A 26043-nucleotide genomic window follows, 5' to 3' on the forward strand; every position below is an offset into this window, starting at 1 on the left:
TTTTATGACAGAGCAATAGCTGAAACGGGGGTGTCGCGAGTATGAAGGGCTTTCGTAAAACCACGCTCACGCGGCTTTGCGGAAGCCCTCCATCCGCACAGTTTTGTCCCGATTGCGCTTGTACTTGGTTTTGTCTTCAACCACGCGCATCTGGTACTTTGGTGTTCTCAGTTCCCGTTGCACAGCGCTGTGCTGTGTGGCTTTCGCCTTTTTTCTGGCCATCTCGGTTTCTCCTTTGTTGGCCTACATTCAATCTTCACTATTATATCACGTTCCCAAATTCCAAGAGCGTAAGCAATGACACTCACGGTGTGGCTCACATTTCTGGTCGCAGCGGCCCTGACAGCGCCAGGCGTCCTGGAAAGACCTTTTGCTCATAGGTAGTTCTGTGTAATTGTGCGGCCACCGCGATTGCCGTCAAATACTCCGACATTAACCAGGGAGCCACTAACGTGCTGATTGCTTCTCTCGCCATTCTTGCCGGTCTCGCCCTTCTGGTCTGGAGCGCGGATCGTTTTGTGGAAGGCTCGGCTGCGACGGCTGGTCATTTCGGCATGCCGCCTCTATTGATTGGTATGGTGGTAGTTGGCTTTGGTACGTCTGCACCTGAAATGGTGGTTTCAGCCTTGGCTGCAAGCCAGGGAAATCCGGGTCTGGCGTTGGGTAACGCTTATGGCTCCAATATCACCAACATCGCCCTGATACTGGGGATTACTGCATTGCTTGCGCCCATCGCCGTGCACTCTCAGGTCATGCGCAAGGAATTGCCAATTCTGGCTCTTGTTACCCTTGCGGCGGCCTGGCTGCTGTTTGATGGTGAACTCAGCCGGCTGGATGCAGCCGGCCTGCTGGTGCTGTTTGCGCTGTTGCTGGGATGGAGCATCTGGTCTGGCATGAGAAAAAACGATGATGCCTTCGCCACTGAAATGGATGCCGAGCTTGCCGCTCATCCCATGCCCATTCGCAAGGCAATTCTCTGGCTGGTGGTGGGGCTTCTCCTGCTGATTATCAGTTCCCGCATCCTGGTCTGGGGAGCCGTCGACCTGGCTACCCGCTTCGGCGTCAGTGACCTGGTCATTGGCCTGACCATTGTTGCGATCGGCACGTCGCTACCGGAACTCGCTTCCTCCATCATTGCGGCCCGCAAAGGTGAGCACGACCTGGCACTGGGTAACATTCTGGGCTCCAACCTGTTCAACACTCTGGCGGTGGTGGGCATTGCCGGTACCATTGCACCCATGGCCGTGGCGGACGAGGTATTGATGCGTGACATTCCCGTGATGGTAGGCCTCACCCTTGCCCTGTTTGTACTTGGTTACGGTTTTCGAGGCCCCGGGCGTATCAACCGGCTGGAAGGCGCCGGATTGCTGGCCGTCTTTATTGGTTACACGGTCTATCTGTTAACCACCGCCTTTTAAGACAACAACTCGGGGGTCAGCAACCATTTACTGACGCCCGGATACTGCGTCAGATCCAGCACAAACTCCTGCCCCCGTGCCGCGCACTTCAGGCGACAGTATTCCGGGGAGCCATCCGGGCGCCAGCGCTCCGGTTTTTGGTGATAGCTCAGCGGCACGCTATCGGCTCCTGGCATGAAAGCCGCCGGCAACCGCCAGTCAGTCACGTTTGCCGCTCCCGCCGCCGTCAATCGATGCTGATCCGATGGAACAGTCACCACCCCGGCGGCGGGCAAGTCCCCATTCAGACCTGGAATCTGCAGTCTGTCACCACTGACATACAGGCAGTTGTGAGCGGATCGTGTGCCGTGCAGATGCGGGTGGTAGGCCGCCCATTCCGGCATGGGCGCCGCCTCGTAAACTGGCCAGACTTGCCCCACCTGCAACCAGCCCCAAATGGCGTGAAACGGCCGGCTTTGCGGCACAAAGCGCCAGCGCCGGCGATACCGCTCCACCTGCCGGAACAAAGCAAAGAACAGAAACAGATCGCCGGGCCCCACACCGTGGTTGGCCAGATGAGCCTGGGCCGAGCCGTGCTGACCGAGTACCGGGCGCCAGCCTGGCAGCCGGGAATAGGCACCCTCGATCAGATCCGGGTCCAGGTGGGCGCCTGTTCGAGAGAAGCCAGAGCGGCCGGTTAGCTGGGATACCAGGGGGCCAATGCTTTGGCCATCGTGCTGAATCTGGCTATACCGGATAGGCGACTGACCATCCGGTATCGGAAGTGCCAGAGCACGTCCGTCCGGAAACACAGGGTTCGGGCAACCACCGGCAGAACTGTCGAAGCCTTTGCGGCTCAGGATAAGTTTCATAGCGGCACATTATTATCGAAAGCCACACCAACAAAAAGGGCCTGCCAGATGTCTCTGGCAGGCCCTTTTTTGATTACCACATTGGCAGACATTAACGGACTGCGTCGACAACCTCATCCACCTGCAGGCGAACACTCTGCAGGCCACCACCTGAGAGGTACCAAAGGCCCGGGTTCAGAACCACCACCCTGGTCGAGGCGCCGGCCTGGTTCAGAGCAGATTGCAAAGCCTGCGGCGCCAGCGGTTCACCACCAATAGCGGCACTACGATCGACCACCAGCAGGGTATCCGGCGCCATCTCAGCCAGAATGTCTGCTGTCACCGGGTAGAAGGTGCGTTCGCCTCGCGTGACCGGTTGTACAGCATCCGGAACGGTGGCGGAGGTCAGTTCCAGCAGCTCATAAACAACGGGCTCGCTGCGCAAGGACAGATTACCGTCGTTGTGGGTAACCACTGTCACGGTTCTGCCTGCAGGCACGGCAGCTTTCTGTTCAGCCACATGCTGCCAGAGTGCATCCAGTTTGATACCGGCGTCCGCCTCCAGGCCGTAGTAACCGGCCAGGCTGGTGACCCGTGCACTCACTACTTCGCGATAATCACCTTCGGGGAGGGTGACATCCCGCACCGGGGCCAGCCGGGCCACTTCCACCTGCAACTCTGCCCCTTGGCGAGCGGTCATCAGCACCAGCCCCGGGGTCAGTTGGCCTATCAGTTCCTGGTCTGGCAGTTTCAGACTACCGGCGTCAGGCAGCCTGGCCTGCATGCTCTCCAGGTAATCCGGCAGGCCCTGATGGGGCAACGCAAGAATCTGGTCATCCACACCCAACTCAAGAAGGGTGTCCAATGCGCCGTGGTCGTAGCTGATGACCGTGGGGCCATTAGCATTGCCACTTGCCGCACAACCCGCCAGAGCAAGGGCAGCAACAGTCGCAGTCAGTATCGTTACAGGGTTGGTCATGGTCGTTCCTGAAATCTATTGGCCTTGAATTCCTGCAAGGTATTCAAACCCAGGGCGTTATGGGAATGGTTATCAATTTCAGGAAAGTTACCACAGGCCCGTACTTCAAGTACCGGCATGATGCGTTCCGGTTTCCGGAACAACCGGAGGCTTAGCCAACTCCCGGAGCCATTCATCCGGCACGTTTGCTCGCAGGTGAGCCATGAACGCCCTCACCCTTCTGGGCAAATGACCGTGAGGATACAGCAGGGTGACTGGCAGCACCGGCCCTCGCCACTCAGGCAGGCACAGTCTGAATTGCCCCGGGTGAGCTTCCAGCCGGCGCTCGGCCAACCAGTGAGGAATCAACCCCAGGCCTCGGCCAGCCGCTATGGCATCGCCCTGAACACACGACTGATCAACGGTAAACGTCCGTACAGGCATGGCGAGTGGGTAGGTTCCCAGCTTGGGATGACGCAAAACCAGACCCGGCCCAGTGCCTCCAAGCAGGTCAACCCACTGGTGGCCATCAAGCTCGCCGGGAGACGCCGGCACGCCATACCGCTCGAAATAGTCCGGGCTGCCATAGATACCCTGGCTAAGGCTCCCCAAATGCTCCTGTCTCAGGGTGGTTTCTCCAACCTCTCCGAGCCATAAACAAACGCCATCTTCCAGCTCACCGGGAACCGTCTGCTGGGTACCAATAGCCACCCGCACATCGCCATGCTGTTCGAGAAACGATCGCACCACACCGGAAAACCAACCACGCACAAAAGCTTCATGGCACCGGAGCTCCAGTGTTCCGCTGACATCCTCCTTCAATTCATCCAGCGCCTCCCGGCCCTGGGACACCAATTCAAGAATCTCAACGCTGTAACGGTAGAACACGCGCCCCGCCTCGTTAGGCACAATGCGCCGGGACTGCCTCAGCAACAGTGGCTGCCCTACGGCTTGTTCCAGCTGGCGAACTTTCCGGCTGAGCGTTGATTTCGGCAGCCCCAGGTCTCTGGTACTGGCCGTCAGGCTGCCTGTTCGCACCACTGAGACAAATGCTTCCAGCTCTGAGAGATCGTACATCTTCTCGTTCCACATTCTGAAACCTACCGTCCCAATTTATCACTTTAAAAATGTAATGCGAACCATTATCATTAATTTCCAGCTTGCTTTGCAAACTATCTTTTGTCCGGAGCCGCAGCACAATGAGCCAACACCCGCCGATGAAACGCCGTCTCACAGCTGCAATCGCCATACTTGGCGCCCTGGCCCTGGGCCCGGCCAACGCAGAGTCGCGCAGCGTGGACACGGCCTATGGCGCAGTCACCATCGACGGTCAACCACAGAGAGCGGTCACACTTTACGAAGGTGCTCTGGACCCTGCCCTGGCGGTAGGCGCCAATGCAGTAGGCGCTGTGATCACCCGAGGCGGCAATGACGTGGCCGAATACATCAAGCCACGGGCCGGTGACATTGCCATCGTGGGCGCCCCGGCGGAAACCAATATTGAAGCCGTGATTGCAGCCCGGCCGGATATCATCCTGGCGCCCGCGCAAACCAACCAGCAGCAGTATCAACTGCTGTCCCGAATTGCCCCGGTGGTGGTGTCGAACGTTCCTATGTTCCAGGCAGACAGCTGGGAACAGGAAACCCGGCTATTTGGCCGGGCACTGGGGCGCGAGGAAGCCGCTGAAAACGCCATTGAAGACGTCAAAGCCCGCATTGCCGAAGTCGCCGCTCTGGTAGAAAGAACGGTGCCTGAGGATCAACGGGATGCCACGCTTGTGCGCTGGATGCCGCAAGGCCCGCTGGTGATGGCAGAGGGGCTGTTTTCCGCCACGCTGCTGCAGGCGGTCGGTTTTGAGGTTACCGATAACGGCCTGGTGAGCGACGGCCGCCCCCACAGCCAACCCCTGAGCCTGGAAAATCTGGCCCGCATGGATCAGAACTGGGTGTTCCTGGCCACCCTGAATGCCGATGGCCAGCAGGCACTGGAAGCCGCCCGCCAGACACCGGCCTTCAGCCGCCTGAAAGCCAGCGGCCAGAACCAGGTGGTCGCCGTTAACGGTCAGCTCTGGAGCAGCGCCAGCGGCCCCTTGGCCGCCAAAGCCATTCTTGACGATATTGAGGCGGCGCTGGCCAAGCTTGCACCGTGAACGCCCCGCTGACTGCCCCGGCAAACCCGCGAAACGTTGTTGCGTCTCGCTCCTTACTCCTGCCGCTGGTTGCGGCAGGGCTTTTTCTGTTGCCGGTAATCATTGGCAGCCTGATTTACGGCGCCGGCCCGGTAACCCCTCGGGAGGCTCTCGCTGCACTGGCTGGCACGGGTTCTGATGAGGCCTGGTTTGTCATCCGTGAACTGCGCCTGCCGCGAACCCTGATTGGCCTGGCCACCGGCCTGGCTCTGGGCATTGCCGGTGCCCTGCTACAAGCCATGACCCGTAACCCCCTGGCCGAACCGGGGCTGCTTGGCGTCAGCGCCGGTGCGGGATTTGCCGTGGCCGTTGCCATCCTGTTCGGCGCCAGCACGGCCACACTCACTACCCTGATTGCCCAGGTCGGTGCACTTGCAGGTTGCTCTCTGGTGATTGCCGCCACCCGTGTGCAGGGGCTGGGCAACGATCCGGTTCGGCTGGTACTGGCAGGGGCAACCCTGAGCGGCTTGTTGCTGGCACTCACCTCCATGCTGATGCTGATGGATCAACGGGCAGCAGACGAAATCCGCTTCTGGATTACCGGCAGCATTGCCGGCAAATCCCTGGCAACCTTTCAGGCCACCCTGCCCTCTCTGATCATTGCACTGGCGCTGGTCGTCGTGGTGGCCAGACCGCTGGCTGCCATGGCACTGGGTGAACGTGCAGCCGTGGGGCTTGGCCACCATCCCGGCCGCATCCGTTTTTTGATCACCGTTACCGTTGCCCTGCTGGTCGGCGCTGCCACGGCTCTGGCCGGGCCGCTGATCTTTGTCGGCCTGGTGGTGCCGTTTATCGCCCGCGCCTTTTCCGGGCCCGACATCCGAAAAACCCTATGGCTGTGCCTGCCCATCGGCCCCGCTGTGGTGCTGGCAGCCGATGTGGTTTCCCGTTTGATGGCGGCACCGGCGGAAATGCCTCTGGGTGTGGTTACCGCCCTGATCGGCGCCCCGGTGCTGCTGGCGATTGTTCGCGCCGGCCGGATGCCTTCACTGTGATGCACAGAAACGCGCTCACCATGCCCGACTCCCGCACGTTGGTTGCCAACGCCGTTCTTCTGTTGCTGGTCGCCGCGGCCGTGATTATTTCGCTGTCCATGGGTACGGTGCAGATTGCGCCGGCTGAAGTCATCCGCGCTCTGATCGGCACCACCGAAGATCCTATGGCGGCCTTTGTGATTAACGAACTGAGGTTGAGCCGAGTTGTGGCGGGCATGCTCAGTGGCGCAGCACTGGCCCTGGCTGGCTGCCTGATGCAAACCCTGGCTCGCAACCGGTTGGCCACGCCCGGCATCATTGGTATCGACAATGCAGCCACCGCCTTTGCTGTGGCATCCGTGGTGGGTACCGGCATAGCGATCGCGCCTTCTGCCATGGCATTGGCTGGCGCCGCCACTGCCACCGCCCTGGCTTTTGGCCTGGCCGGGGCCAATGGCACCCGAGGCTATCGCTTTATTGTCGCCGGCCTCGGCATCGGCGCCATTGCCGGCGCCGTCACCCAGGTCATGCTCAGCCAGGTAGCCATAGACGACGCCAATGCCGCGTACCCCTGGACGGTGGGCAGCCTGAATGCCCGCTCCGGTGCCAGTGTTCAGGTTCTGGCCCTGGGGCTGGCCGCCAGTTGCCTGGTAATGGTGGCCATTGTCCGTGCACTGAACACCCTTCAGTTCTCAGACCCCGTCGCCATTGCTCTGGGCACTCGCCTGCGCCGCACCCGAGTAGTTGGCCTGGGCCTGTCGGTCTTGCTGACCGGGCTGGCCGTGTCGGTGTGCGGCCCGGTTGGCCTGGTGGCACTGTTAGCACCGGAACTGGCCCGCACCGTTTGCCGGCCAGGCAGGATTCCACTGACGGCTGCCGCCCTGGCCGGAGCCGCTTTTATGGTGATCGCCGACTTGCTTGGCCGAACCCTGTTCTCGCCCCTGGAGATTCCGGTGGGCATTATTACCGCCATTGTCGGCAGCCCTTACCTTCTCTGGATTCTACTGAGACCTTCAACACGGAGCCTGACATGAGCCATTCCAATACGGCCACTCTGGCCGCCGACCGGATAACCCTGGCGCACCGGCGTTTTACCGTGGCAGAGAATCTGAGCCTGACGCTGCCATCCGCCAGAGTCACTGCCATTGTCGGCCCGAATGGCTGCGGCAAATCCACCCTGCTGAACGGCCTGGCCCGAATCCATGCCCCGGCAGCCGGCGCGGTACTGCTGGATGGCAAGGACATTCACCGGCTCCCCTCGAAAGACGTTGCCCGCAAACTGGCCCTGCTGCCCCAGGAAAATACCGCGCCAGAAGGCCTGACCGTCGGAGATCTGGTGCGCTTTGGCCGCCAGCCCCACCAGGGTTGGATGAAGCAGTGGTCACAGGAAGATCAGCAAGCCTTTGACCGGGCGGTGCAGGCGGCTGACGTAAAGGGCCTGGTCAACCGGGCGCTGGATACCCTCTCTGGAGGCCAACGCCAACGAGCCTGGATTGCCATGGCGGTGGCCCAGCAAACGCCACTTCTGCTGCTGGACGAACCCACCTCTGCACTGGATCTGGGGCACCAGATTGAAGTGTTCGAGCTTATCCGGAACCTGAGGGAGCAGGGTAAAACCATCGCCATGGTGGTCCATGACCTGGCCAGTGCCTGTCGTTATGCCGACCACATGGTCGCCATGAAAGACGGCAAGATTATCGAGGAGGGCAGCCCGGCAGAGATTGTCTCGCCGGAGCTGGTTCAGGAACTCTAAGGTGTAAGCTGCGAGCTGCTGCACGATCCGGCCACAGGCAGCCCGCTGCTGGTCAATGTCCGGCGCAACAACCGCCAGCTCGCCTGATGCTCAGGCCGCTTGTTCTGCGGCCTTTTCCCGGGCTACGGCTGCCGGCGCTCCTAATGACAACAAAACCGCACCCACCGAACAGGCCAGCATACTCAGGGTAATAGGCAGCAGAGCCTCGCCACCATAGGCCGACGACAAGGCACTGATCGCACCGGCCAAAGTGAACTGGGACGCCCCCAGCATGGCCGCGGCCGTACCCCCCATGTGGGGAAAGAATTCAAGGGCGTTGGCCATATTGTTCGGCACAATCCCACCCTGGCAACCTACCGCCGCGATAATAAATCCGGCTACCGCCCACAAGGGCCCATCCAGCAACACCACTGATACCAGACCCACTAGCATCACGAACTGGATGATGACCTGCACCCTTAACAGCACCACGGAAGAAAAGGTGCGCAGCAGAGGCCGGTTAATCAGGTTGAGCGCTGCCATCACTCCGATATTGGCGGCAAACAGAACGGAGAACGTGCTGTTCGACAGCCCGAACCACTCCTGATAGATAAACGAAGAATGGGTGATAAACAGCATCATGCTGCTGAAACACATCACCTGGATGCCGACAAAACGCATGGTCGTGCGATGCTTGAGCACCAGCACATAGTTGGTCACCAGGGTTTTGACCGGCGTGGTTGCCCGTGGCCGGGGTTTGAGCCGAGGAAACAAAGCCAGTTGCAGGACCACGGCCAGGAAGAACGCGTAGGCCGCCAGAAATACGTAGATCCAGTGCCAGTCACCCAGCGCAAGCATCAGGGCGCCAAGAGACGGAGCCGCCGCAGGGGCAATAAACATGATCAGCCCGATCAATCCGAACAGTCTGGCTGCTTCTTGGCCACCCACCTGGTCCCTCACGATAGCGGGCACCGACACCGCACAGAATGCGCCGCCAATACCCTGGACCACCCGCCAGGCAATCATGCTGGACAGGTTATCCGCCAGCGCTATCATCAGGCTGGCCAGAGCAAACACCGCCAGTCCGATAAACAGGATGTTGCGGCGGCCATAACGGTCAGACAACGGCCCGCCCACCAGTTGGGCCATGCCCAGAGTTGCCACATAGGCGCTCAGCGTTAGGCCTACATCGGCATGGGGAATGGCAAAATCCCGGGCAATGGCCGGGAACGCGGGCAGGTAGGCATCCAGGGCCAGGGGCCCAAGTGCGACAGTCATACCAAGCAGAAGTGCAAGCTGAAAATGCGACAAGATCTACCTCCAGAGACAAGGTAGATAGCTAACAATATTTATGGCCGCCTGGCAATCAGCGCTTTCCGAAAGCCGCTTAATTCAGCACACACTCATGGCTATAGGTCTGGCTCAGTTCCCGGCGCCGCTGCCGCAGACTGTTGCCCCGATCGTTGCCGTAACCGGCGCGAAGTCTCGCCTGTAAACGGTCCAGTTGCTTGCGGTACTGCTCGCACTGCCGAGTACGGGCTTCCTCCGCCTGCTGAGATTTGGCGTAACGATTCTTGCTGTTAGGCGAGAGTAGCTGGTCCAGCTCTTTGCGGTTCCGGGTTACCCGGTCAGACTGCCGGATATTCTCTGCCATCGGCATGGTGGTAGTCGGCCGCACCTGCACCCGATGGTGCTCGTCCAGCATCGGCGGCGTATCGGAAAAGTGAATGGAGCCGTTGGCATCGGTCCAGCGATAGATTTCCGCCTGAGCCGGCAGCGAGAGGAAAAGACATAGGCAAAACGGCAGGGCCTTGATCCTTGGCATAGGTTCACATCCTGTGAAGTTGTTGGTGCTCGAGTGTGCCGGTGCCAGGCAGAAACCTGACACCGGGTCAGACTATAACCGATGACGAACGGTTTTGCAGGAACCGTGTCACCGGTCCAGCAGCTCGATCCAATGCTGAACGGGCACGTCTGAGCGGGACTCCAGATGCAGCTGGCAACCGATATTGGCGGTTACAATTCGTACTGGATCATCAATGGTCAACGCTTCCAGCTTGTTACTCAGCAGTTTCTGGCTCATCTCCGGCTGGGTGATCGAATAGGTTCCCGCCGAACCACAGCACAGGTGCTTGTCTTTCGTGGCGGCCAGGTCAATGCCGGCACGGGTCAGCACCTGCTCCACCACGCCGTTCTGCTTCATGGCGTGCTGCAGGGTACACGGGCAATGGAAGGCCACTTTTCCCGCCTGGGTACTGGCTTTCAGGGGCTCCAGATCCTCCTTCAGCATAAAGGCGCCCAGATCGGTGCACAGTTCGCTCACTTTCCGGGCCTTGTTGGCGTAGACCGGGTCGTCCCTGAGCAGATGGCCGTAATCCTGTACCATGGCTCCGCAGCCGGACGCTGTCATCACGATGGCTTCCGCCCCCGCCTCGATGGCCGGCCACCAGGCATCGATGTTTCGGCGCATCTGCTCCAGGCCGCGCTCGTGCTCAGACAGGTGGTAATTCACCGCGCCACAACAGCCAGCCTGGGGCGCTTCCACCAGGGTAATGCCGAGTTTATCCAGTACCCGGGCTGTCGCCGCATTGGTGTTGGGGGCCGCCGAGGGCTGCACGCATCCGGCAAGCCCCAGCACAATGCGGTTGTGGCTTGAAGCTGGCCAGGGGCTGGCCTGCCGGCGCGGCGGCACCTTGGTGCGGAGCTTTTCCGGCAGCATCGGCCGGAATGCCTGCCCGGCCCTCAGCAGCAAGCCGAACAACCGGCGATGGGGTAACACCCGGGTGAGCGCCCAGCGCAGCCATTTTTCTTTCGGCTTGCGGGGCAGCTCCTCTTCCAGCAAGCCACGGCTGATATCCACCAGACGACCATACTGGACACCTGAGGGGCACGTCGTCTCGCAGCTGCGGCAAGTCAGGCAGCGGTCCAGGTGCTCCCGGGTCTTCTCTGTCACTTCCCCGCCTTCCAGAAACATCTTCATCAGATAGATCCGGCCACGGGGGCCGTCTCGCTCGTCGTTCAGTTCCTGATAGGTGGGGCAGGTTGCGGTGCAAAAACCGCAGTGCACACAGGCCCGGAGGATCTCTTCCGCCTCCTGGCCTTCGGATGTATTGGCAAATTGCTGAACCAGATTCGTTTGCATGATTACAACCAACTATAAAGGCGGCCGGGATTAAACAGGCCGTCGGGGTCAAACGAGTTTTTTACGCGGCGCTGGATGGTTTTCAGCGCTTCTGGTGGCGATTGCATCACCTCACCCTGGCGGTCGCCGCCGCGGAACAGGCTGACCTGGCCACCCGCTGACCGCGCCAGCTTTTCCATGTCGGCAAGCGAGGCGTCACCCCGATACCAGCGCTGGCCACCCACCCAATCCATCAGCCAGGGGCCGGGCAGATCAGCGGCGGGCGCAGTTGATCCCACTGAAAAACGCCAGAGGGGTGCCTCGGCATCGGAGAAGAACCCATGCTGCATATCCCGGATCTGCTGCCAGAAGCGGTCACCGTCGTCCAATACATCGCCAGACCATTTGTCGGCGGTGGCCTCAACAGCCGAACGTGCGCCAGACAAACGCAGGTACACCTTGCCATCCACCCAGCAGGCGCCGGTGATGGGCTTAGGCTCGCCGGCCCGGCGGTTCATGTAGTCGATCACCTCATCCATGGCCATATCCTGAACCAGGGTGACGGACGCCGCCGGTTTCGGCATCACTTTCAGGCTGATCTCGGTGATTAAGCCCAGGGTGCCCATTGCGCCAGCCTGCAACCGGGACACATCATAACCGGCCACGTTCTTCATCACCTGGCCACCAAAACGGAGGTGTTCACCCTTGCCGTTCAGCAGCCGAATGCCCAGCACCTGATCCCTCACCGATCCTGTCCAGGGGCGGGCGGGGCCAGACAGGTTACAGGCAAGCGTGCCGCCAATGGTGGATGACTCAGTGAAACGAGGCGGTTCAAAGTGCAGACATTGGCCTTCTGCCGCCAGCGCTTCTTCAATATCTTTAAGGGGTGTGCCGGCCCGCACCGTCAGCACCAGCTCAACCGGGTGATACTCCACAATGCCCGTGTGGCCGGCCAGGCTCAGGGTGTCGGCGTCTGCGCTTGGCTCACGGCCCATGAACGCCTTGCTGCCACCGCCAACAATATTCAGCTTGTTTCCGTTCTGCCGGGCCTGAAGCACCTGCTCCTGCAGTTGTTGAATCTGATCAGCCATGGCTGGCACCCGCCTGTTCGTGGTTGTGTTGCTTATGTTCGATAGAGCGATATTCCTGACAGAACCGCAGCGTCGGCACGCCCTTGCCGGGATTCAGGATGCCGGTGGGGTCGAAGGCGGCCTTTACATCGTGGAACTGCTGCAATTCTTCGTCGTTGAACTGCACGGCCATCTGGCGGATTTTCTCCACACCCACGCCATGTTCGCCGGTTATGCAGCCGCCCACTTCCACACACAGAGACAGGATGGCGCTGCCGAAAGCCTCGGCACTCTCGAACTCACCGGGCACATTGGCATCAAACAGAATCAACGGGTGCAAGTTGCCGTCGCCGGCGTGGAACACATTGGCCACCCGCAGGCCAAACCGCTCGGACATGCTCTCCATTTCCAGAAGCACCTTGGCCAGGTGTCGGCGCGGAATGGTGCCGTCCATACAGTAATAGTCAGGCGAGATTCGACCAACCGCCGGAAACGCCGATTTACGGCCTTTCCACAACAGCGCACGCTCCGCCTCGCTGGAGGACGTGCGGATGGAGGTAGCGCCCAGTTTCCGGAACACCGCTTCTGCCTCGGCAATGTGTTCGTGCACTTCTTCTTCGGTGCCATCCACCTCGCACAGCAGCAAGGCCTTGGCGTCTCTCGGGTAGCCCGCCTGGCAAAAATCATCAGCAGCAATAATGGCGTGGCCATCCATCATTTCCAGACCACCGGGAATGATGCCATGGGCGATGACACCACCGACCGCATCGCCAGCTTTCTCAACACTGTCGAAACCGGCCATGATCACCTGCGCCACTTCCGGCTTGGGTAACAGTTTGACCTTCACCTCCGTGACCACACCCAGAAGCCCTTCGGAGCCGGTCAGCAGTGCCAGCAAGTCCATACCACAGCTGTCGAGCCCGTCGCTGCCCACTGTTACCCGGTCACCTTCGGCCGTGACGATTTCGACACTCAGCAGGTTATGGACGGTCAGCCCGTACTTCAGGCAGTGCACGCCGCCAGAGTTCTCCGCCACATTACCGCCAATGGTGCAGGCAATCTGGGATGACGGGTCCGGCCCGTAATACAGGCCGAACTGGGCGGCCTCTTCGCTGATGGCCAGGTTCCGCACGCCCGGTTGCAGCCGGGCCGTCCGGGCCAGCGGGTCAACTTCCAGAATACGGTTAAACTTGGCCAGAGACAGCACCACGCCCTCTTTGTGGGGCATGGCTCCTGCGCACAAACCTGTACCGGCGCCGCGGGCCACCACGGGCACGCCCTGTTCGTGGCAGATTCGCATGACCCGCTGCACCTGCTGTACGGTCTCTGGCAGCACCACCAGCATGGGCATTTCCCGGTACATGGCCAGGCCATCGCACTCATAGGGTTTGAGGGTTTCGTCATCGGTAATGACAAACTCCGGGTCGATAAAGGCCCGGAACTGTTCAGCCAATTCCGTTTTAGTTAACCCCGATTTGGTGGCATGTGATGTGGTTGTCATAACTTTCTCTGATTGTTATTGGCGCTGTTGTTCAAAGTAGTCGATACCCGCCTGGGCACAATCCATGTCCTGTTGCGGGGTGCCTGAACTCAGACCAATCCCGCCAACCACCTCGCCATTCACCAGCACTGGCAAGCCCCCGCCCACCGTGCTTAAACGGCCACCCACTTCGGTATGAATACCGAAAGCCAGATTGCCCGGCACGTTGGCCGCGTTGTATTCGTGGGTGGCTTTGCGGGCGGCGGCGGCCGTAAAGGCTTTGTCCTGGGCGATAATGACACTGGTGGTTTTGCCACCGTCCATGCGTTCAAACGCCACCAGGTTGCCGGATTCGTCCACCACCGCTATACACATGGGAACACCGATGTCGCGGGCCTTTTCGCTAGCGCCTTTGATCAGGAGCCGGGCATCTTCAAGATCCAGGCGATGGATGGTTAACATGGCTTCAACCTCGCTGACGTACAATTTCAGAATCTACAAACCTCAGAATACTCGCCATCAGCGCAGAGATCGTCTATCGTTTTAGCAACTGGTCCTACCAGTTTGTTAAATCCCGAAACATGGAATAATTCGTAACCTCCCGCCATTCATGAAGTTTGGCGGCACAGGCAGCCTCAGCAAAAACGGATCCGTACAACCCGAAACTGGTCAGACCAGCAATAAGATCATGGGCATATCCAAAGAAATTTCCTACAAGCTTGAGCACCTGATTCTGGAAGGCGGCCTGGCGCCAGGGCAGAAGATCCCGTCGGAACGGCAGCTCTCAACCAAACTTGGGGTATCCCGATCGGTGGTGCGCGAGGCACTGCATGAGCTGCAGGCCCGGGGCGTCATTGAAACCCGCCACGGAAAGGGCTCGTTTGTTGCCAGCATCGTGCCGGAGTCCGGCGCACAGGGCGCTAACAGCCCGTTGATGTACCTCTATCAGGGCCATACCCGCACCCTCTATGACCTGCTGGAAGTGCGGGAGCAACTGGAAGGCCAGGCAGCTTTTCTGGCGGCACAGCGGGCCACCAATCTGGACCGGCACCGGCTTACCCGGGCGTTCCGCGCGCTGGAAAGCACAGACCCGCTGAGCAACGCCCGACCGGACCACGGCTTTCACCATGCCATTGTGGAGGCCTCCCACAACCCGATCCTGGTGCACATCCTGAGCGGCTTGAAAAACATGATGCTGCTGACCGTTCAGGCCTCGGTTTCTAACCTGAACCCGAAAGAAGACATGCGCCGGAAAATCATGGGCCAGCACCGGCAGCTCTACGAGGCCATCATGGCCGGTAAACCTGACCAGGCACGCAAGGTAGCCACCGCCCACGTTCGTTTTGTGCGGCAAACCATGAAAGAAATGGAGAAAGAAGGCGATGAATTGCTGCGCATCCCCGCCCCGGAAGATCTCGCCGATCTGCTGAACGATTCAGGCTCACCGTGAGGTGTAAAATTGTTTGCATTGATCATTGATTAGGCCAGAATGACCAACAGGCAAGTGCTTCGATTTTCACCAAAATCCAACAAAGCGGTATTGATTTCCACGGCAACAGTCCGTAAAACATGCGCCTTTGTATGACAGCCCCAGGAGTCACCCCATGGCGGAATCAGCGCCTCTGATTTGCAGGGACATCCACAAGACCTTTGACAAACTCGAAGTCCTCAAGGGCATTTCTCTGGAAACCCGCAAAGGCGACGTGGTCTCGCTGATCGGCAGTTCAGGCTCTGGCAAGAGTACCTTCCTGCGTTGCATCAACCTGCTCGAAACCCCGACATCCGGCGACATTATCGTGCACGGTGACCCAATCCGGTTCAAAAACAACCGCAAGGGCGAGCGAATTCCGGCAGACAATCGCCAGGTGGAGCTGATCCGCGCGCGGCTGTCCATGGTTTTCCAAAGCTTCAACCTGTGGTCCCACATGACTGTGCTGGAGAACATCATTGAAGCACCGGTAAATGTACTCAAGATCCCCAAGAAAGAAGCCATTGAGCGGGCCGAGGCCTACCTTAACAAGGTGGGCATCTACGAACGCAAAGATTACTACCCGGCCCAGATGTCCGGCGGCCAGCAGCAGCGCGCAGCCATCGCCCGTGCCTTGGCCATGGAACCGGAAGTGATGCTGTTTGATGAACCCACCTCGGCGCTGGACCCGGAGCTGGTGGGTGAGGTTTTGAAGGTTATGCAGAGTCTGGCCGAGGAAGGCCGCACCATGATTGTGGTCACCCACGAGATGGCGTTTGCAAGGGATGTGTCAACTCAGGTCCTGTTCTTGCATCAGGGCGTGATTGAGGAGCAGGGTTCGCCGGACAAGGTCTTTGACCATCCGGAATCCGAACGCATGAAGCAATTTCTTGCTCCCAAGTTCTGAACTCCGGTGCTATCTTGAAACCGGAGACGGAATAGAAACTTCCATAAAGAATAAAGCCCTAACGGCAACTTACTGGAGAAGTGACACATGAAAAAACTGATTGTTGCAGCAAGCTGTGCCCTGGCCATGATCGCCGGCACCGCTCAGGCTCAGGACCGGAACCTGCGCATCGCATTCGATATCCCCTACGAGCCGTTCGAATACCGAGACGAGAACGGCGAGCTGACCGGTTTCGAAGTGGAACTGGCTACCGCCATGTGTGAAGAACTGAACGCCAACTGTGAGTTCGTCATCCAGGCGTGGGACGGCATGATCCCGGGCCTGCTTGCCCGTAAGTTCGATCTGATCATGTCATCCATGTCAATCACCCCTGAGCGCGCCGAGCGTGTACTGTTCTCCGAGCCGTACTACATCACTCCAGGCGGCTGGTTCGGCCCTGACTCCTTCAACACCGACGTAACCGACATGGACGCCATGAAGGGCAAAACCGTGGGCGTTCAGCGCGGTACCACCATGGACACCTACGTAACCGAAAACATGGGCGGTGTGGTTTCCATCAAGCGTTACACCACCGCTGAAGACATGGTTCTGGACCTTGAAGGCCAACGACTGGACGCCGTCTTTGTGGACTACCCGGTGGGCGAGCAAACCATCCTTAACCGCGAAGGTTACAAGGAAGTCGGCGAGTCAGTAAAACTCGGTGACGGTGTGGGCGTTGCCATGCGCAAGCGTGACACCCAGCTGGCCGAAGATATCAATGCCGCGCTCAAGAAGCTGAAAGAAGATGGTACTTATGATGCCATCATGGAGAAGTACTTCAGCTACGACATCAAGATTTAAAAAGACCCCGGGAGCAGCCTGTTGGCTGCTCCCCGCTTTCCGGAACTTCCCATGCTTGATCTGAAAGGCTACGGCCCGGCCCTCGCAGAGGGGGCGGTGGTCACCATTGAGCTGGCCTTCCTCTCGCTCGCTCTCGCAGTCACCCTGGGGTTGCTTGGCGCCTCGGCCAAACTCTCTGGCAACCGGGTACTGACCGGCGTGGCAACCGCTTACACCACCCTGATTCGCGGCGTGCCCGATCTGGTGATGATGCTGTTGTTCTACTATGGCGGCCAGGTGGCGGTGAACGCGCTATCCGATTATTTATGGGAAACCCGGCAAATCGACTTTTTCTTCCAGTTCGATCCGTTCATCTCTGGCGTGGTGACCATCGGGCTGATCTTTGGCGCCTATATGACGGAAACCTTCCGGGGCGCTTTTCTGGCGGTAGACACCGGCCAGATCGAGGCCGCCAAGGCCTACGGCTTTTCTCGCTGGCACACCTTCCGCCGGGTGATGATTCCGCAGATGCTGCGCCATGCCCTGCCTGGAATCGGCAATAACTGGCAGGTGCTGTTGAAGACCACCGCTCTGGTGTCGATCATCGGCCTGACCGATATGGTGCGGGTGGCGGAAGAAGCCGCCAAGGCTGAGCGCATGCCCTTCCACTTCTTTATTCCGGTGGCGGCGGTTTATCTGGCACTGACGGCAGGCTCTGAGTTGTTCATCAAATGGCTCGACAAGCGGGCCAATGTCGGCGTGGTTCGGGGGAATTGAGGATGCCTGATTTCATTGCCGAATGGTTGAACACGAACGATATCTTCAATGCCATGACCATGATGGAATACTGGGATGGCATGGTGACCACTGTGCAGCTGGTGTTTCTGTCGCTGGTGATTGGCCTGGTGGTTGCAGTTCCCCTGGCGATTCTGCGTACGGTGCGCAATCCGTTTGTGTCTGGCCCAATCTGGCTGTACACCTATTTGTTCCGGGGCACGCCGCTGCTGATTCAGCTATACATTATCTATTACGGTGTGGCGCAGATTCCGGGCATTCACGAGACCTTCTGGTGGACGATTTTCCGGGAGCCTTTCTACCCTGCCCTGCTGGCGTTTACGCTGAATACGGCGGCCTATACCACGGAGATTATCCGGGGGGCGATTGTTGCTACGCCCAATGGTGAGATTGAGGCGGCGAAGGCGTATGGCATGAACTGGCTGTTGCGGATGCGGCGGATTATTCTGCCCAATGCGGCGCGGCGGGCGGTGCAGGCTTACTCGAATGAGGTGATTTTTATGCTTCATGCGAGTGCGATTGCCAGTGTGGTGACGATTGTGGATCTTACGGGGGCGGCGCGGAATATTTATTCGCGGTTTTATGCTCCTTTTGAGGCGTTTATTTTTGTGGCGCTTTGCTACATGGCTTTGACGTTTATGCTGGTGTTCGTTTTCCGCAAACTTGAGAACTATTTGTTGCGGCATCAGCGGCCGGCTAACTCCTGAGTTCTGGCTTTTGGTGCAGGCCCCGCTAGCGGCGTTTATATTGAATTTTGGTGGATGGTCAGCCGGCGGGGCAGGCTTTCCGGGAAACGCTACAAGCACATCCCTGTGCGCTTCGTTCCGGCCATCCATGGCCTCCAAGATTCCCGGAAAGCCTGCCCCGCCGTCTGACCCCAAACTCATTACGGGGATTCGAGTCTTACCCTTCTTTGCGGGGAGTCTATGAACGTTTCCAACTCACTCTTTGACTTCCACCCCGACTGGCTGGCCCATACCCTCGCCAGCGCCTCTTCCGATTTACCCGAAACCAAACACCAACTCCCGGACGGCACGCAGGTTTCCCGCAAGGCCAATGGCGTGCTGTGGCTGACACCGCCAAAGGGGCGGGAAAACCCGAACAAAGAGGCGTTGATTATCTCTGCCGGGGTGCACGGTAACGAGACGGCGCCTATTGAGGTGTTGAACGGGTTGGTGTCGGAGTTGTTGGCCGGGCAGTGGACACTGGCTTGCCCTGCGTTGCTGATGCTGGGGAACCCGGCGGCGATGGTGGTCGGAGAGCGGTTTGTGGATGTGAACATGAACCGGCTGTTTAACGGGGCCCACAGCAGGCCGGAGTACAAAGGCCTGCCGGAGGCGGCTCGGGCTCGGTTTCTGGAGGAGATGTGTCGGCAGTTTGCGATGGCGCATCAGGGGCTGGCGTTGAGTCATTATGATTTGCACACGGCGATCCGGCCGTCGAAGCGGGAGCGGTTTGCGCTGTATCCGTTTGTGGAAGGTCGGTCGGTTCCGGCGGCGCAGTGTGAGTTTCTGCTGGAGGCGGAGGTGGAGACGCTGTTGCTGCAGCATCGGGAGTCGACGGTGTTTTCGTCGTTCACAGCAACGCTGCTGGAGGCGGAGAGTTTTACCGTTGAGCTGGGCAAGGTGGAGCCGTTTGGCAAGAATGATTTGCGGCGGTTCAGGGGGATTGATCGGGCGCTTCGGCGGCGGTTTCGTGGCCAGCCGGCGCCTGCGGTTCAGGCGCCGTTCGATCATCTGACGGTGTTTGAGGTGGTGCACGAGATCCTGAATACCGGGCCGGCGTTCCGGTTTCATGTACCGGATGATGTGGCGAATTTTACCGAATACCAGCCTGGTACGGTGATCTGGGAAGACGACGAAACCTGTTATCAGGTGGGCACGGCGCCGGAAGCCATTGTGTTTCCGAATCCGGCGGTGCCGGTTGGCCAGCGGGTGGGTTTGATGATTCGGGCTAAGGGTAGTTTCGGGGCCAGGTAGTTCGCTACCCGGCCCCGGCCAGGCCTAGGCCGGGGCGTTTTCCGGTTCGGCCACTGGCAGTTTGATCAGCTTGGTGCACACAGACGGTATCACCAGCAGGGTCAGTACCGTTGACGCCAGCAGGCCGGAGATAATGGCCCAGGCCATGGGTGGCCACAGGGTGGAGCTGGAGAATGCCAGGGGCAGCAATCCGGCAACCGTGGTGGCCGTGGTTAACAGGATCGGCCGGGTTCGGCGCTCCACGGCGGTACGAACCGCATCGCGGATGGCCCTGCCCCGCTCCAGTTCCCGGTCCATCACATCCAGCAGCACGATGGCGTTGTTCACCACAATCCCTACCAGTGCTATCACGCCCAGCAGCGACTGGAACCCGAACGGCGAGCCGGACAACACAAGCCCGGGGAATATGCCCACGGTCGCCAGCGGCACGGTCAGCAGAATCACCCCCACCCGTCGGAACGAGTTGAACTGCAGCAGCAGGAAGAACAACAGCAACAACATGCCGATGGGCGCGGCTTTCAACAGTGCTGTGTTGGCGTCGTTGGAGCCTTCGGCATCGCCCCCCATTTCCAGCCGCGTGCCGGCGGGCAACGGCTGATTCTCAAGAGCTGCATTCAAGCCATCCAGGGCCTGGCTGAAGCTGTAGCCGTCTTCCAGGTTAGCAGTCACAGTGTTCACCCGAACGCCGTTGCGCAGGTATCTCGCAGCCGGCTCCCAGGTGGTTTCCACGGTGGCGACAGCGGATAACGGCACAGCATCGCCCCGGTTGTTGTATATGTTGACGGACAGCAGCCGCGACAGCGACAGGGAGGTCCCCTCGCGGGAACGCAGGACCATGGGAATCGGGTCGTCTTCCTGGCGATAGCGCTCGGCCACCGCACCGAAACTCTGGCCGTAGAGGCTCTGGGCGACATCCGCCCGGCTCAGGCCATAACGGGCGGCAGTGGCGTCGTCCACGTTAATGGCAATGCTGGGCACACCGATATCCAGGTCGTTACGCACGTCCACAGTGCCGTCAATACGCCTCAACGCGGAGAACACCTGCTCCGTCGCCCGGGTGCGGGTGGCGTCGTCGGCATGGTATACCCGGACTTCCACCGGTGCTGTCCGGGGTGGCCCCTGGCCCAGAATGCCGGCCGAGATGTCCACTTCCGGCATGGTTGTCGCCGCTTCATCTCGCACCCAGTGAATAAGCCCGGTGGTGTCGGCCAGTGTCGGCGTGCGGATAACCAGCCTGGCCCGGTTGGGCGACTGGGGCGAGCGCTGAAGGTTGTAATAGAACGCCGGGCCTGTGAAGCCAACGAACCGGTGCACCTCCAGTGCTTCCGGCTGGGTGCGGATGGCCCGTTCCAGGCGCTCGGCAATTTCCGCCGTGCGGGCCTGGTCGGTGCCCTCCGGCATGTACAGCTCAACAATCACCCGGGGCCGGTCCGCATTGGGGAAGAACTGTTGCGCCATGAACGGGGTCATGGAAAGACTGATGGTCACCAGCCCTGCGCCGAGGATAATCAGGCGACCGGGATACCGGAACACCAGCCCACCCAAAAAGCGGGCGAGCCCGATCAGTCGATCACCCTGCACGTTTTTGCGGGGCTTGAGGAAACGGGCCGCCAGCAGGGGCACCGCTGAAATGGCCAAAAGGTAACTGACCGACAGGGTGAGCATGATCATCACCGGCACACCCCGGGTGAAATCCGCCGCACCGCCCTTGGCCATCAGCAGGGGTGCAAAGGCTGCCAGTGTGGTACCAGTGGACGCACCGAGCGGGCCGGCCAGCTCGCCAACCGCTTGTTTCAGGGCATCAAGGCGACGCATGCCCTCGTCCAGGTGGCCCTGAATGTTCTCAACAATGACAATCGCGTTGTCGATCAGGATGCCCAGGGAAATCACCATGCCGATCACGGCAATCTGGTGCAGCACTCCGCCGCCCAGGTCGTACAGGCCCACGCTGATCAGCGCCACCATCGGCAGTATCGAGGCCACCAGCAGGCCCATGCGAATGCCCATACCGGTGAACACCACGGCAACGATAATCAAAACCGACAACACCAGGCTCCAGGCCAGGTTCACCAGGCGTTCGGCAACCTTGTCTGGCTGGAAGAACATCTCCCGGATTTCATAGGGTTCGAAATCGCCCCGAACCTGCTCTACCCTCTCGCGGATACGCTCGCCAAAGCGAATCGCGTCGGTACTGCCCTCTTCCATGATGATGGACAACAGCACCACTCGCTCACCATCAAACCAGGTTTCCGGTTGACGGGGCTCCGCCGGGCCTCGCCACACTTCGGCAGCCGCGGCCAGAGGCACCTGGGAGCCGTCCGGCAGTTCGATGGGGGTAGCGCGAATATCATCTATGTCAGCGAATTCGGTGTTGGGCAACACAGACAGCCGCTTGCCATCCACCACCACAAAGCCGCCGGGAATGGTCTGGTTGCGCTGGGCCAGGGTGTCCAGCACCCGTTTCGGGGAAATGCCCAGGCGGAACAGCGCGGCGTCGTCCAGGGCCAGGGTGATCTGTTCGTCGGCATCCCCCTCAAGCTCGATGCGGGAAATGCCGGGAATATCCGACAGGTTCTGTTTCAGGCGTTCGGCCACTTTCGAAAGTTCGGTTACCGAGGGCGAGCCACCCACGGCAATCACCACGGCGGGAATATCAATCAGCCGATCATCCAAGGTCATCTGGCCAACATCGTCCGGAAAGTCCTGCCGGGCCCGCTCCATGGCCTGGCGTACCCGATCCCAGGCGGGGTCGGTATCGTAGATATGGTCCCGGAGTTTGAGGCGGGAAAGCGCCACGCCGGTGCGAGCGGTACCGAAGCTGAAATCCAGCTCTTCCACCTGGCGCAGTTCATCGGTCAATGGCCGCAATACCAGGCGCTCAACCGCCTCGGCACTGGCACCGGGGTAGCTGACCGTAATCATGCCGGCACGATAGGGAAACGAGGGGTCTTCCTGCCGGGGCATGGTGCTGTAGGCCGCGATGCCCAGCAGGCACAGCATCGTCACCACCATGCCCAGCAGGCGTTGATAGTTCAGCAGTTGGCGGGCCATCAGCGGATCTCCACCCGGTCACCGTCTACCAGGCGGGTGGTGCCGGCGTAAACTACCTGGTCACCCGCCTGCAATTCGCCCGGGTGCACCATCACCCGCTCACCAATCACTCGGTCGATTTTAACCGGCACCTGCCGCGCAGTGGCGTCATCCACCCGGAACACGCTGGTGCCCGAGTCGTTTCTCACCACGGCCAGCAAAGGCACGGTCATGGCAGAGGCCCGCACCGGTGTGATACCCACCTCGACCGGTTCACCAGAACCCAGGGACTGGGGCGGCAGGCTCACCAAAACCGGGTGCAGCTCACCCCGGATGGAACTGCCCTGGGCGATCTCAATCACGGTGCCGGTTTCCGCGTCCCGGTTGCGATCCTGCACGGACCAGACCGGCAACTCCTGCCCCACGCGTACGTGGCTGAGCAAATGAGCAGGCACACGCACCTCCACTTCCCGCCCCAGCGGTGACGACAATCGAATCACCGGCTGGCCGGCAGATACAAATTCATCACGCTCCACCAGCAAGGCTTCCACCTGACCGGCAAACGGCGCTTTCAATACGCTTTCTTCCAGCAAGCGGGTGGCTTCTGCCAGTGAGGCTTCCGCTGTGGCCATACTGGCTCTCAGGGAGTCCCGACGGGCGGCGATCTGTTCCAGATTCTGTTCCGACACCACACCACGCTGGTGCAGCCGGCTGGAACGCTCCCACTCCCGCTGAGCCTGATCAAACTGGGTTTTCAGCTCTTCCAACCGTGCAGCGGCAGAATCACGGGCCGGTTCCAAGGCGGGATTGTAGAGGCGTGCCAGCACATCCCCCGGTTTCACATTCTGCCCCAGCTCTACCGGGCGCTCCCGGAGGGTGCCGCTGAGCTGGAACGTGAGGGTGGCCCGTTGGGCAGCCCGGACAATGCCGGAGAACCGTAAGGGGATTTCTTCCACCTGTCCGCCGGTCACCTCCGCCACACGCACAGACACCGCAGCCTCCGAGGGGGCATCGGCAGTGCCACCACGGCAACCAGAGAGAACCAGAACCACCAGCGCCAGGCTGGCAAAGGAGAATGGCGCACCGCGCTTGATGAGAGACATGATATTCAGCCCCTTTCCCTGAAAAGATTGATTGTTGGCCTCCGTTCCTTCGGAAACCGCCGATTGTTTTCCGACATCATGTCATTCTTTGACAAATTGTCAATAATCGGTTTCCATTCACTTTCAGGTATCATGCAGCCATCGCACAGGAAGCCGGGAACACCATGAACGAACCCCTGAAGTCACGACGGGAACGGGAAAAACAGGCAAGGTACGACGCCATTCTGAATGCCGCTGAGCTGGTGTTCTCCGAGAAGGGTTATGAGCGCACTTCCATGGACGACATCGCACGCACGGCAAGTCTGAGCCGGGCGCTGCTGTACGTCTATTTCAAGGACAAAGCGGCCATTCAGCGCGGGATCATGCTGCGGGCAGGCCAAAGCCTGGTAACGCGTTTCGAAAACGCACTTGGTTCAGCCGGGACAGGTCTGGCGCAGATCCGCGCCATGGGAGAGGCCTACTATCGCTTTTACCTGGAAGAACCGGATTATTTCTCGGCGCTCACCAAGGCGTCTACCGCCATCGCCGATGCCGACGAAGAGCAGACCCGGGAAATGCTCTGCTCCAAGAACGAGCTGATGCAGTTGATGACCGCCGCTATACACACCGGCCTGGAAGACGGCACCATGAGCCGGGAGCGCATCAGCTCACCGGCACAAACGGCCCTGTACCTGCGGGGCGCCCTGCACGGCGTGATCATGCTGTGCCAATCGGAAGCCACCCAGGCCGGCAGCTTTCCCGCCGATGCCCTGATTCGCCACACCATGGATATGCTGACCCGTTCCATCGCCAGCCAGTAGCGGGCCGGCCACAGCCCCGCTGTTCACAGTTGGAAATCGTAAATAGAACCCAGCCCCAGAATACCGGTGAGCTCGTCCAGGGCCTTGCGGACCTCCTCCAGCAGCATCGGGTCTGCCAGATCCTGTTGGTCGAGCTCACTCCGGTAATGGGCGTTCACCCAGGTTACCAGGCGGTCGTAGAGTGCATCGGTCAGGATCACGCCCCGATTGATGGCATGCAGCTCCTCATCGTTGAGCACCACCCGCAAACGCAGGCAGGCGGGCCCGCCTCCGTTTCTCATGGACTGTTTCACATCAAACACTTCCACGCTGGTGATGGGGCCATCGCCTTTGACCAACTGATCCAGGTAACGGCTTACCGATGGCACTTCCCGGCACTCACCGGGCACCGCCAGCAACATACCGTCCGGGGTATTCAGCAGCTGGCTGTTGAACAGGTACGAGGCCACGGCATCTTCGATGGGCACCTCATTGGCAGACACCCGAACGGCCTCAAGCGCAGCCCCGGTCAGCCGGTCGCTCAGTTCCGCCAGCACCCGGTCTTCCTCCAGAAACGCCAGTTCGTGGTAGAACAGGCAGTTGCCGTTGCCCACCGCAATCACATCGTTGTGGAACACGCCGGCATCAATGGCGGCTGGGTTCTGTTGTGCAAACACCGCGTGGCGGTCACTCAGCCCATGTAGCCGGGCAATAGCCCTGGAGGCTTCCAGGGTTTGTCTCGCCGGGTATTTGACCGGCGCCGGGGCCTGCTCGTTGAAGGCTATCTGGCCATACACAAACAATTCCACACCGGGTTCACCATAACGGCTGCACAACCGGGTATGGTTGGCCGCCCCCTCATCCCCGAAGTGGCTGACCGAGGGCAAGGCCGGGTGGTGAGCAAAGTAGCTTTCGTCAGTAAAAATGGCTTTCAGGGCGCGGCCGGTCACCCGGTGCTCGATGGACCGATGAAACTTGGCGCTCAGGTTAGCCGGGGTGAAATGTACCCGATGGTCTTTGGTATCGGCACTGGGGGACACCGTCGCCGCATTGGCGGTCCACATGGCAGACGCCGACGACACCGCAGCCAGAATGGAGGGGTCTGTACTCGCGGCCTGCTCCAGCACCTGCCGGTCATTACCGGTAAACCCGAGGGCGCGCAGTGTCGGCAAGTGTGGCCGCTCATGGGGCGGCAACACGCCCTGAACGTAGCCCCGATCGGCCAACTGCTTCATCTTGGCCAACCCTTGCAAGGCAGCCTCTCTGGGATTGGCCACCGAGTTCACGTTGGATTTCGAGGCCACATTCCCCCAGGACAACCCTGCGTAGTTATGGGTGGGACCCACCAGCCCGTCAAAATTCGCTTCAACCGCGTGTTTCACCATAGCAGG

Annotated in this window: 24 protein-coding genes and 1 pseudogene; 12 read left to right on the forward strand and 13 right to left on the reverse strand. The window is 60.1% G+C overall.

The genetic code is table 11. The features are described 5' to 3' along the window. Nucleotides 1-66 precede the first annotated feature (66 nt). Entirely contained in the window at nucleotides 67-222 is a 156-nt protein-coding gene (locus tag ACNSOI_RS16230; RefSeq protein ID WP_167392879.1) for a hypothetical protein, read from the reverse strand. A gap of 230 nt (nucleotides 223-452) precedes the next feature. On the opposite strand from ACNSOI_RS16230, the gene ACNSOI_RS16235 reads away from it, so the two are divergent. Further along, on the forward strand, nucleotides 453-1418 hold the full coding sequence (locus tag ACNSOI_RS16235) for a calcium/sodium antiporter (RefSeq protein ID WP_286251811.1): 966 nt from the start codon (nucleotides 453-455) through the stop codon (nucleotides 1416-1418). On the opposite strand, the gene ACNSOI_RS16240 is transcribed toward ACNSOI_RS16235, so the two are convergent. The 3 genes from ACNSOI_RS16240 to ACNSOI_RS16250 form a co-directional block, all read right to left on the reverse strand. Continuing rightward, entirely contained in the window at nucleotides 1415-2269 is an 855-nt protein-coding gene (locus tag ACNSOI_RS16240) for a hypothetical protein (protein ID WP_286251812.1), read from the reverse strand. The genes ACNSOI_RS16235 and ACNSOI_RS16240 overlap by 4 nt on opposite strands. Nucleotides 2270-2360: 91 nt before the next feature. Beyond that, nucleotides 2361-3227, reverse strand: coding sequence for an ABC transporter substrate-binding protein (locus ACNSOI_RS16245; RefSeq protein ID WP_286251813.1), 867 nt, complete (start codon nucleotides 3225-3227; stop codon nucleotides 2361-2363). Between the two features lie 105 nt (nucleotides 3228-3332). After that, nucleotides 3333-4298, reverse strand: coding sequence for a LysR family transcriptional regulator (locus ACNSOI_RS16250; protein WP_286251815.1), 966 nt, complete (start codon nucleotides 4296-4298; stop codon nucleotides 3333-3335). Nucleotides 4299-4405: 107 nt separating this feature from the next. Here ACNSOI_RS16250 and ACNSOI_RS16255 point away from each other — a divergent pair, with 107 nt between their 5' ends. From ACNSOI_RS16255 to ACNSOI_RS16270, 4 genes and pseudogenes are all read left to right on the forward strand, one after another. Then, nucleotides 4406-5356, forward strand: a complete 951-nt coding sequence (locus tag ACNSOI_RS16255) for an ABC transporter substrate-binding protein (RefSeq protein ID WP_286251817.1) — start codon at nucleotides 4406-4408, stop codon at nucleotides 5354-5356. A gap of 89 nt (nucleotides 5357-5445) precedes the next feature. Next, entirely contained in the window at nucleotides 5446-6390 is a 945-nt protein-coding gene (locus tag ACNSOI_RS16260) for a FecCD family ABC transporter permease (RefSeq protein WP_286251818.1), read from the forward strand. Beyond that, nucleotides 6390-7403: a FecCD family ABC transporter permease gene (locus ACNSOI_RS16265; RefSeq protein WP_286255724.1), complete on the forward strand. Its 1014-nt coding sequence runs from the start codon at nucleotides 6390-6392 to the stop codon at nucleotides 7401-7403. The genes ACNSOI_RS16260 and ACNSOI_RS16265 overlap by 1 nt, the downstream gene beginning before the upstream one ends. Continuing rightward, nucleotides 7400-8209, forward strand: a pseudogene (locus ACNSOI_RS16270) (ABC transporter ATP-binding protein). Before ACNSOI_RS16265 ends, ACNSOI_RS16270 begins: the two are co-directional and overlap by 4 nt. 3 nt (nucleotides 8210-8212) lie before the next feature. Here the strand turns inward: ACNSOI_RS16270 and ACNSOI_RS16275 are convergent. The 6 genes from ACNSOI_RS16275 to ACNSOI_RS16300 form a co-directional block, all read right to left on the reverse strand. Further along, complete coding sequence (locus ACNSOI_RS16275) at nucleotides 8213-9412, reverse strand: multidrug effflux MFS transporter (protein WP_138435726.1); 1200 nt, start codon at nucleotides 9410-9412, stop codon at nucleotides 8213-8215. 76 nt (nucleotides 9413-9488) lie between these two features. Beyond that, complete coding sequence (locus ACNSOI_RS16280) at nucleotides 9489-9926, reverse strand: DUF4124 domain-containing protein (RefSeq protein WP_208622803.1); 438 nt, start codon at nucleotides 9924-9926, stop codon at nucleotides 9489-9491. A gap of 108 nt (nucleotides 9927-10034) precedes the next feature. Continuing rightward, a complete protein-coding gene (glcF, locus tag ACNSOI_RS16285) occupies nucleotides 10035-11243 on the reverse strand; it encodes a glycolate oxidase subunit GlcF (RefSeq protein ID WP_286251827.1) in 1209 nt (402 codons plus the stop codon). Between the two features lie 2 nt (nucleotides 11244-11245). Next, complete coding sequence (glcE, locus tag ACNSOI_RS16290; protein ID WP_286251829.1) at nucleotides 11246-12313, reverse strand: glycolate oxidase subunit GlcE; 1068 nt, start codon at nucleotides 12311-12313, stop codon at nucleotides 11246-11248. Continuing rightward, nucleotides 12306-13793: an FAD-linked oxidase C-terminal domain-containing protein gene (locus tag ACNSOI_RS16295; protein WP_061330593.1), complete on the reverse strand. Its 1488-nt coding sequence runs from the start codon at nucleotides 13791-13793 to the stop codon at nucleotides 12306-12308. Before ACNSOI_RS16295 ends, glcE begins: the two co-directional genes overlap by 8 nt. A 15-nt stretch (nucleotides 13794-13808) precedes the next feature. After that, a complete protein-coding gene (locus ACNSOI_RS16300) occupies nucleotides 13809-14234 on the reverse strand; it encodes a GlcG/HbpS family heme-binding protein (RefSeq protein WP_058090460.1) in 426 nt (141 codons plus the stop codon). A 226-nt stretch (nucleotides 14235-14460) separates the two neighbouring features. Between ACNSOI_RS16300 and ACNSOI_RS16305 the strand changes: the two genes are divergently transcribed. From ACNSOI_RS16305 to ACNSOI_RS16330, 6 genes are all read left to right on the forward strand, one after another. Further along, nucleotides 14461-15222 (forward strand): FCD domain-containing protein, encoded by a 762-nt coding sequence (locus ACNSOI_RS16305; protein WP_061330932.1) that lies wholly within the window; start codon nucleotides 14461-14463, stop codon nucleotides 15220-15222. A 154-nt stretch (nucleotides 15223-15376) separates the two neighbouring features. After that, on the forward strand, nucleotides 15377-16147 hold the full coding sequence (locus ACNSOI_RS16310) for an ABC transporter ATP-binding protein (protein ID WP_354446198.1): 771 nt from the start codon (nucleotides 15377-15379) through the stop codon (nucleotides 16145-16147). 87 nt (nucleotides 16148-16234) lie between these two features. Further along, the gene (locus ACNSOI_RS16315; protein ID WP_420194546.1) at nucleotides 16235-16987 is read left to right on the forward strand and encodes a transporter substrate-binding domain-containing protein; all 753 of its coding nucleotides are present in this window, start codon (nucleotides 16235-16237) and stop codon (nucleotides 16985-16987) included. Nucleotides 16988-17038: 51 nt separating this feature from the next. Next, nucleotides 17039-17743, forward strand: a complete 705-nt coding sequence (locus ACNSOI_RS16320; RefSeq protein ID WP_106694115.1) for an ABC transporter permease — start codon at nucleotides 17039-17041, stop codon at nucleotides 17741-17743. A gap of 2 nt (nucleotides 17744-17745) precedes the next feature. Then, nucleotides 17746-18468, forward strand: coding sequence for an ABC transporter permease (locus tag ACNSOI_RS16325; RefSeq protein WP_420194547.1), 723 nt, complete (start codon nucleotides 17746-17748; stop codon nucleotides 18466-18468). 219 nt (nucleotides 18469-18687) lie between these two features. Continuing rightward, nucleotides 18688-19740 (forward strand): succinylglutamate desuccinylase, encoded by a 1053-nt coding sequence (locus ACNSOI_RS16330; protein WP_420194548.1) that lies wholly within the window; start codon nucleotides 18688-18690, stop codon nucleotides 19738-19740. Nucleotides 19741-19764: 24 nt separating this feature from the next. Here the strand turns inward: ACNSOI_RS16330 and ACNSOI_RS16335 are convergent, their stop codons facing one another. After that, the gene (locus tag ACNSOI_RS16335; protein WP_342631160.1) at nucleotides 19765-22791 is read right to left on the reverse strand and encodes an efflux RND transporter permease subunit; all 3027 of its coding nucleotides are present in this window, start codon (nucleotides 22789-22791) and stop codon (nucleotides 19765-19767) included. Further along, nucleotides 22791-23873 (reverse strand): efflux RND transporter periplasmic adaptor subunit, encoded by a 1083-nt coding sequence (locus ACNSOI_RS16340; protein ID WP_072678127.1) that lies wholly within the window; start codon nucleotides 23871-23873, stop codon nucleotides 22791-22793. Before ACNSOI_RS16340 ends, ACNSOI_RS16335 begins: the two co-directional genes overlap by 1 nt. Nucleotides 23874-24037: 164 nt before the next feature. On the opposite strand from ACNSOI_RS16340, the gene ACNSOI_RS16345 reads away from it, so the two are divergent. Beyond that, nucleotides 24038-24673, forward strand: coding sequence for a TetR/AcrR family transcriptional regulator (locus ACNSOI_RS16345; RefSeq protein WP_342631161.1), 636 nt, complete (start codon nucleotides 24038-24040; stop codon nucleotides 24671-24673). 23 nt (nucleotides 24674-24696) lie between these two features. Here the strand turns inward: ACNSOI_RS16345 and astB are convergent, their stop codons facing one another. Further along, the gene (gene astB / locus ACNSOI_RS16350) at nucleotides 24697-26037 is read right to left on the reverse strand and encodes an N-succinylarginine dihydrolase (RefSeq protein WP_420194549.1); all 1341 of its coding nucleotides are present in this window, start codon (nucleotides 26035-26037) and stop codon (nucleotides 24697-24699) included. Nucleotides 26038-26043 lie beyond the last annotated feature (6 nt).

The sequence above is a fragment of the Marinobacter sp. GH_1 genome (assembly GCF_048595985.1).
Lineage (GTDB): Bacteria > Pseudomonadota > Gammaproteobacteria > Pseudomonadales > Oleiphilaceae > Marinobacter > Marinobacter shengliensis.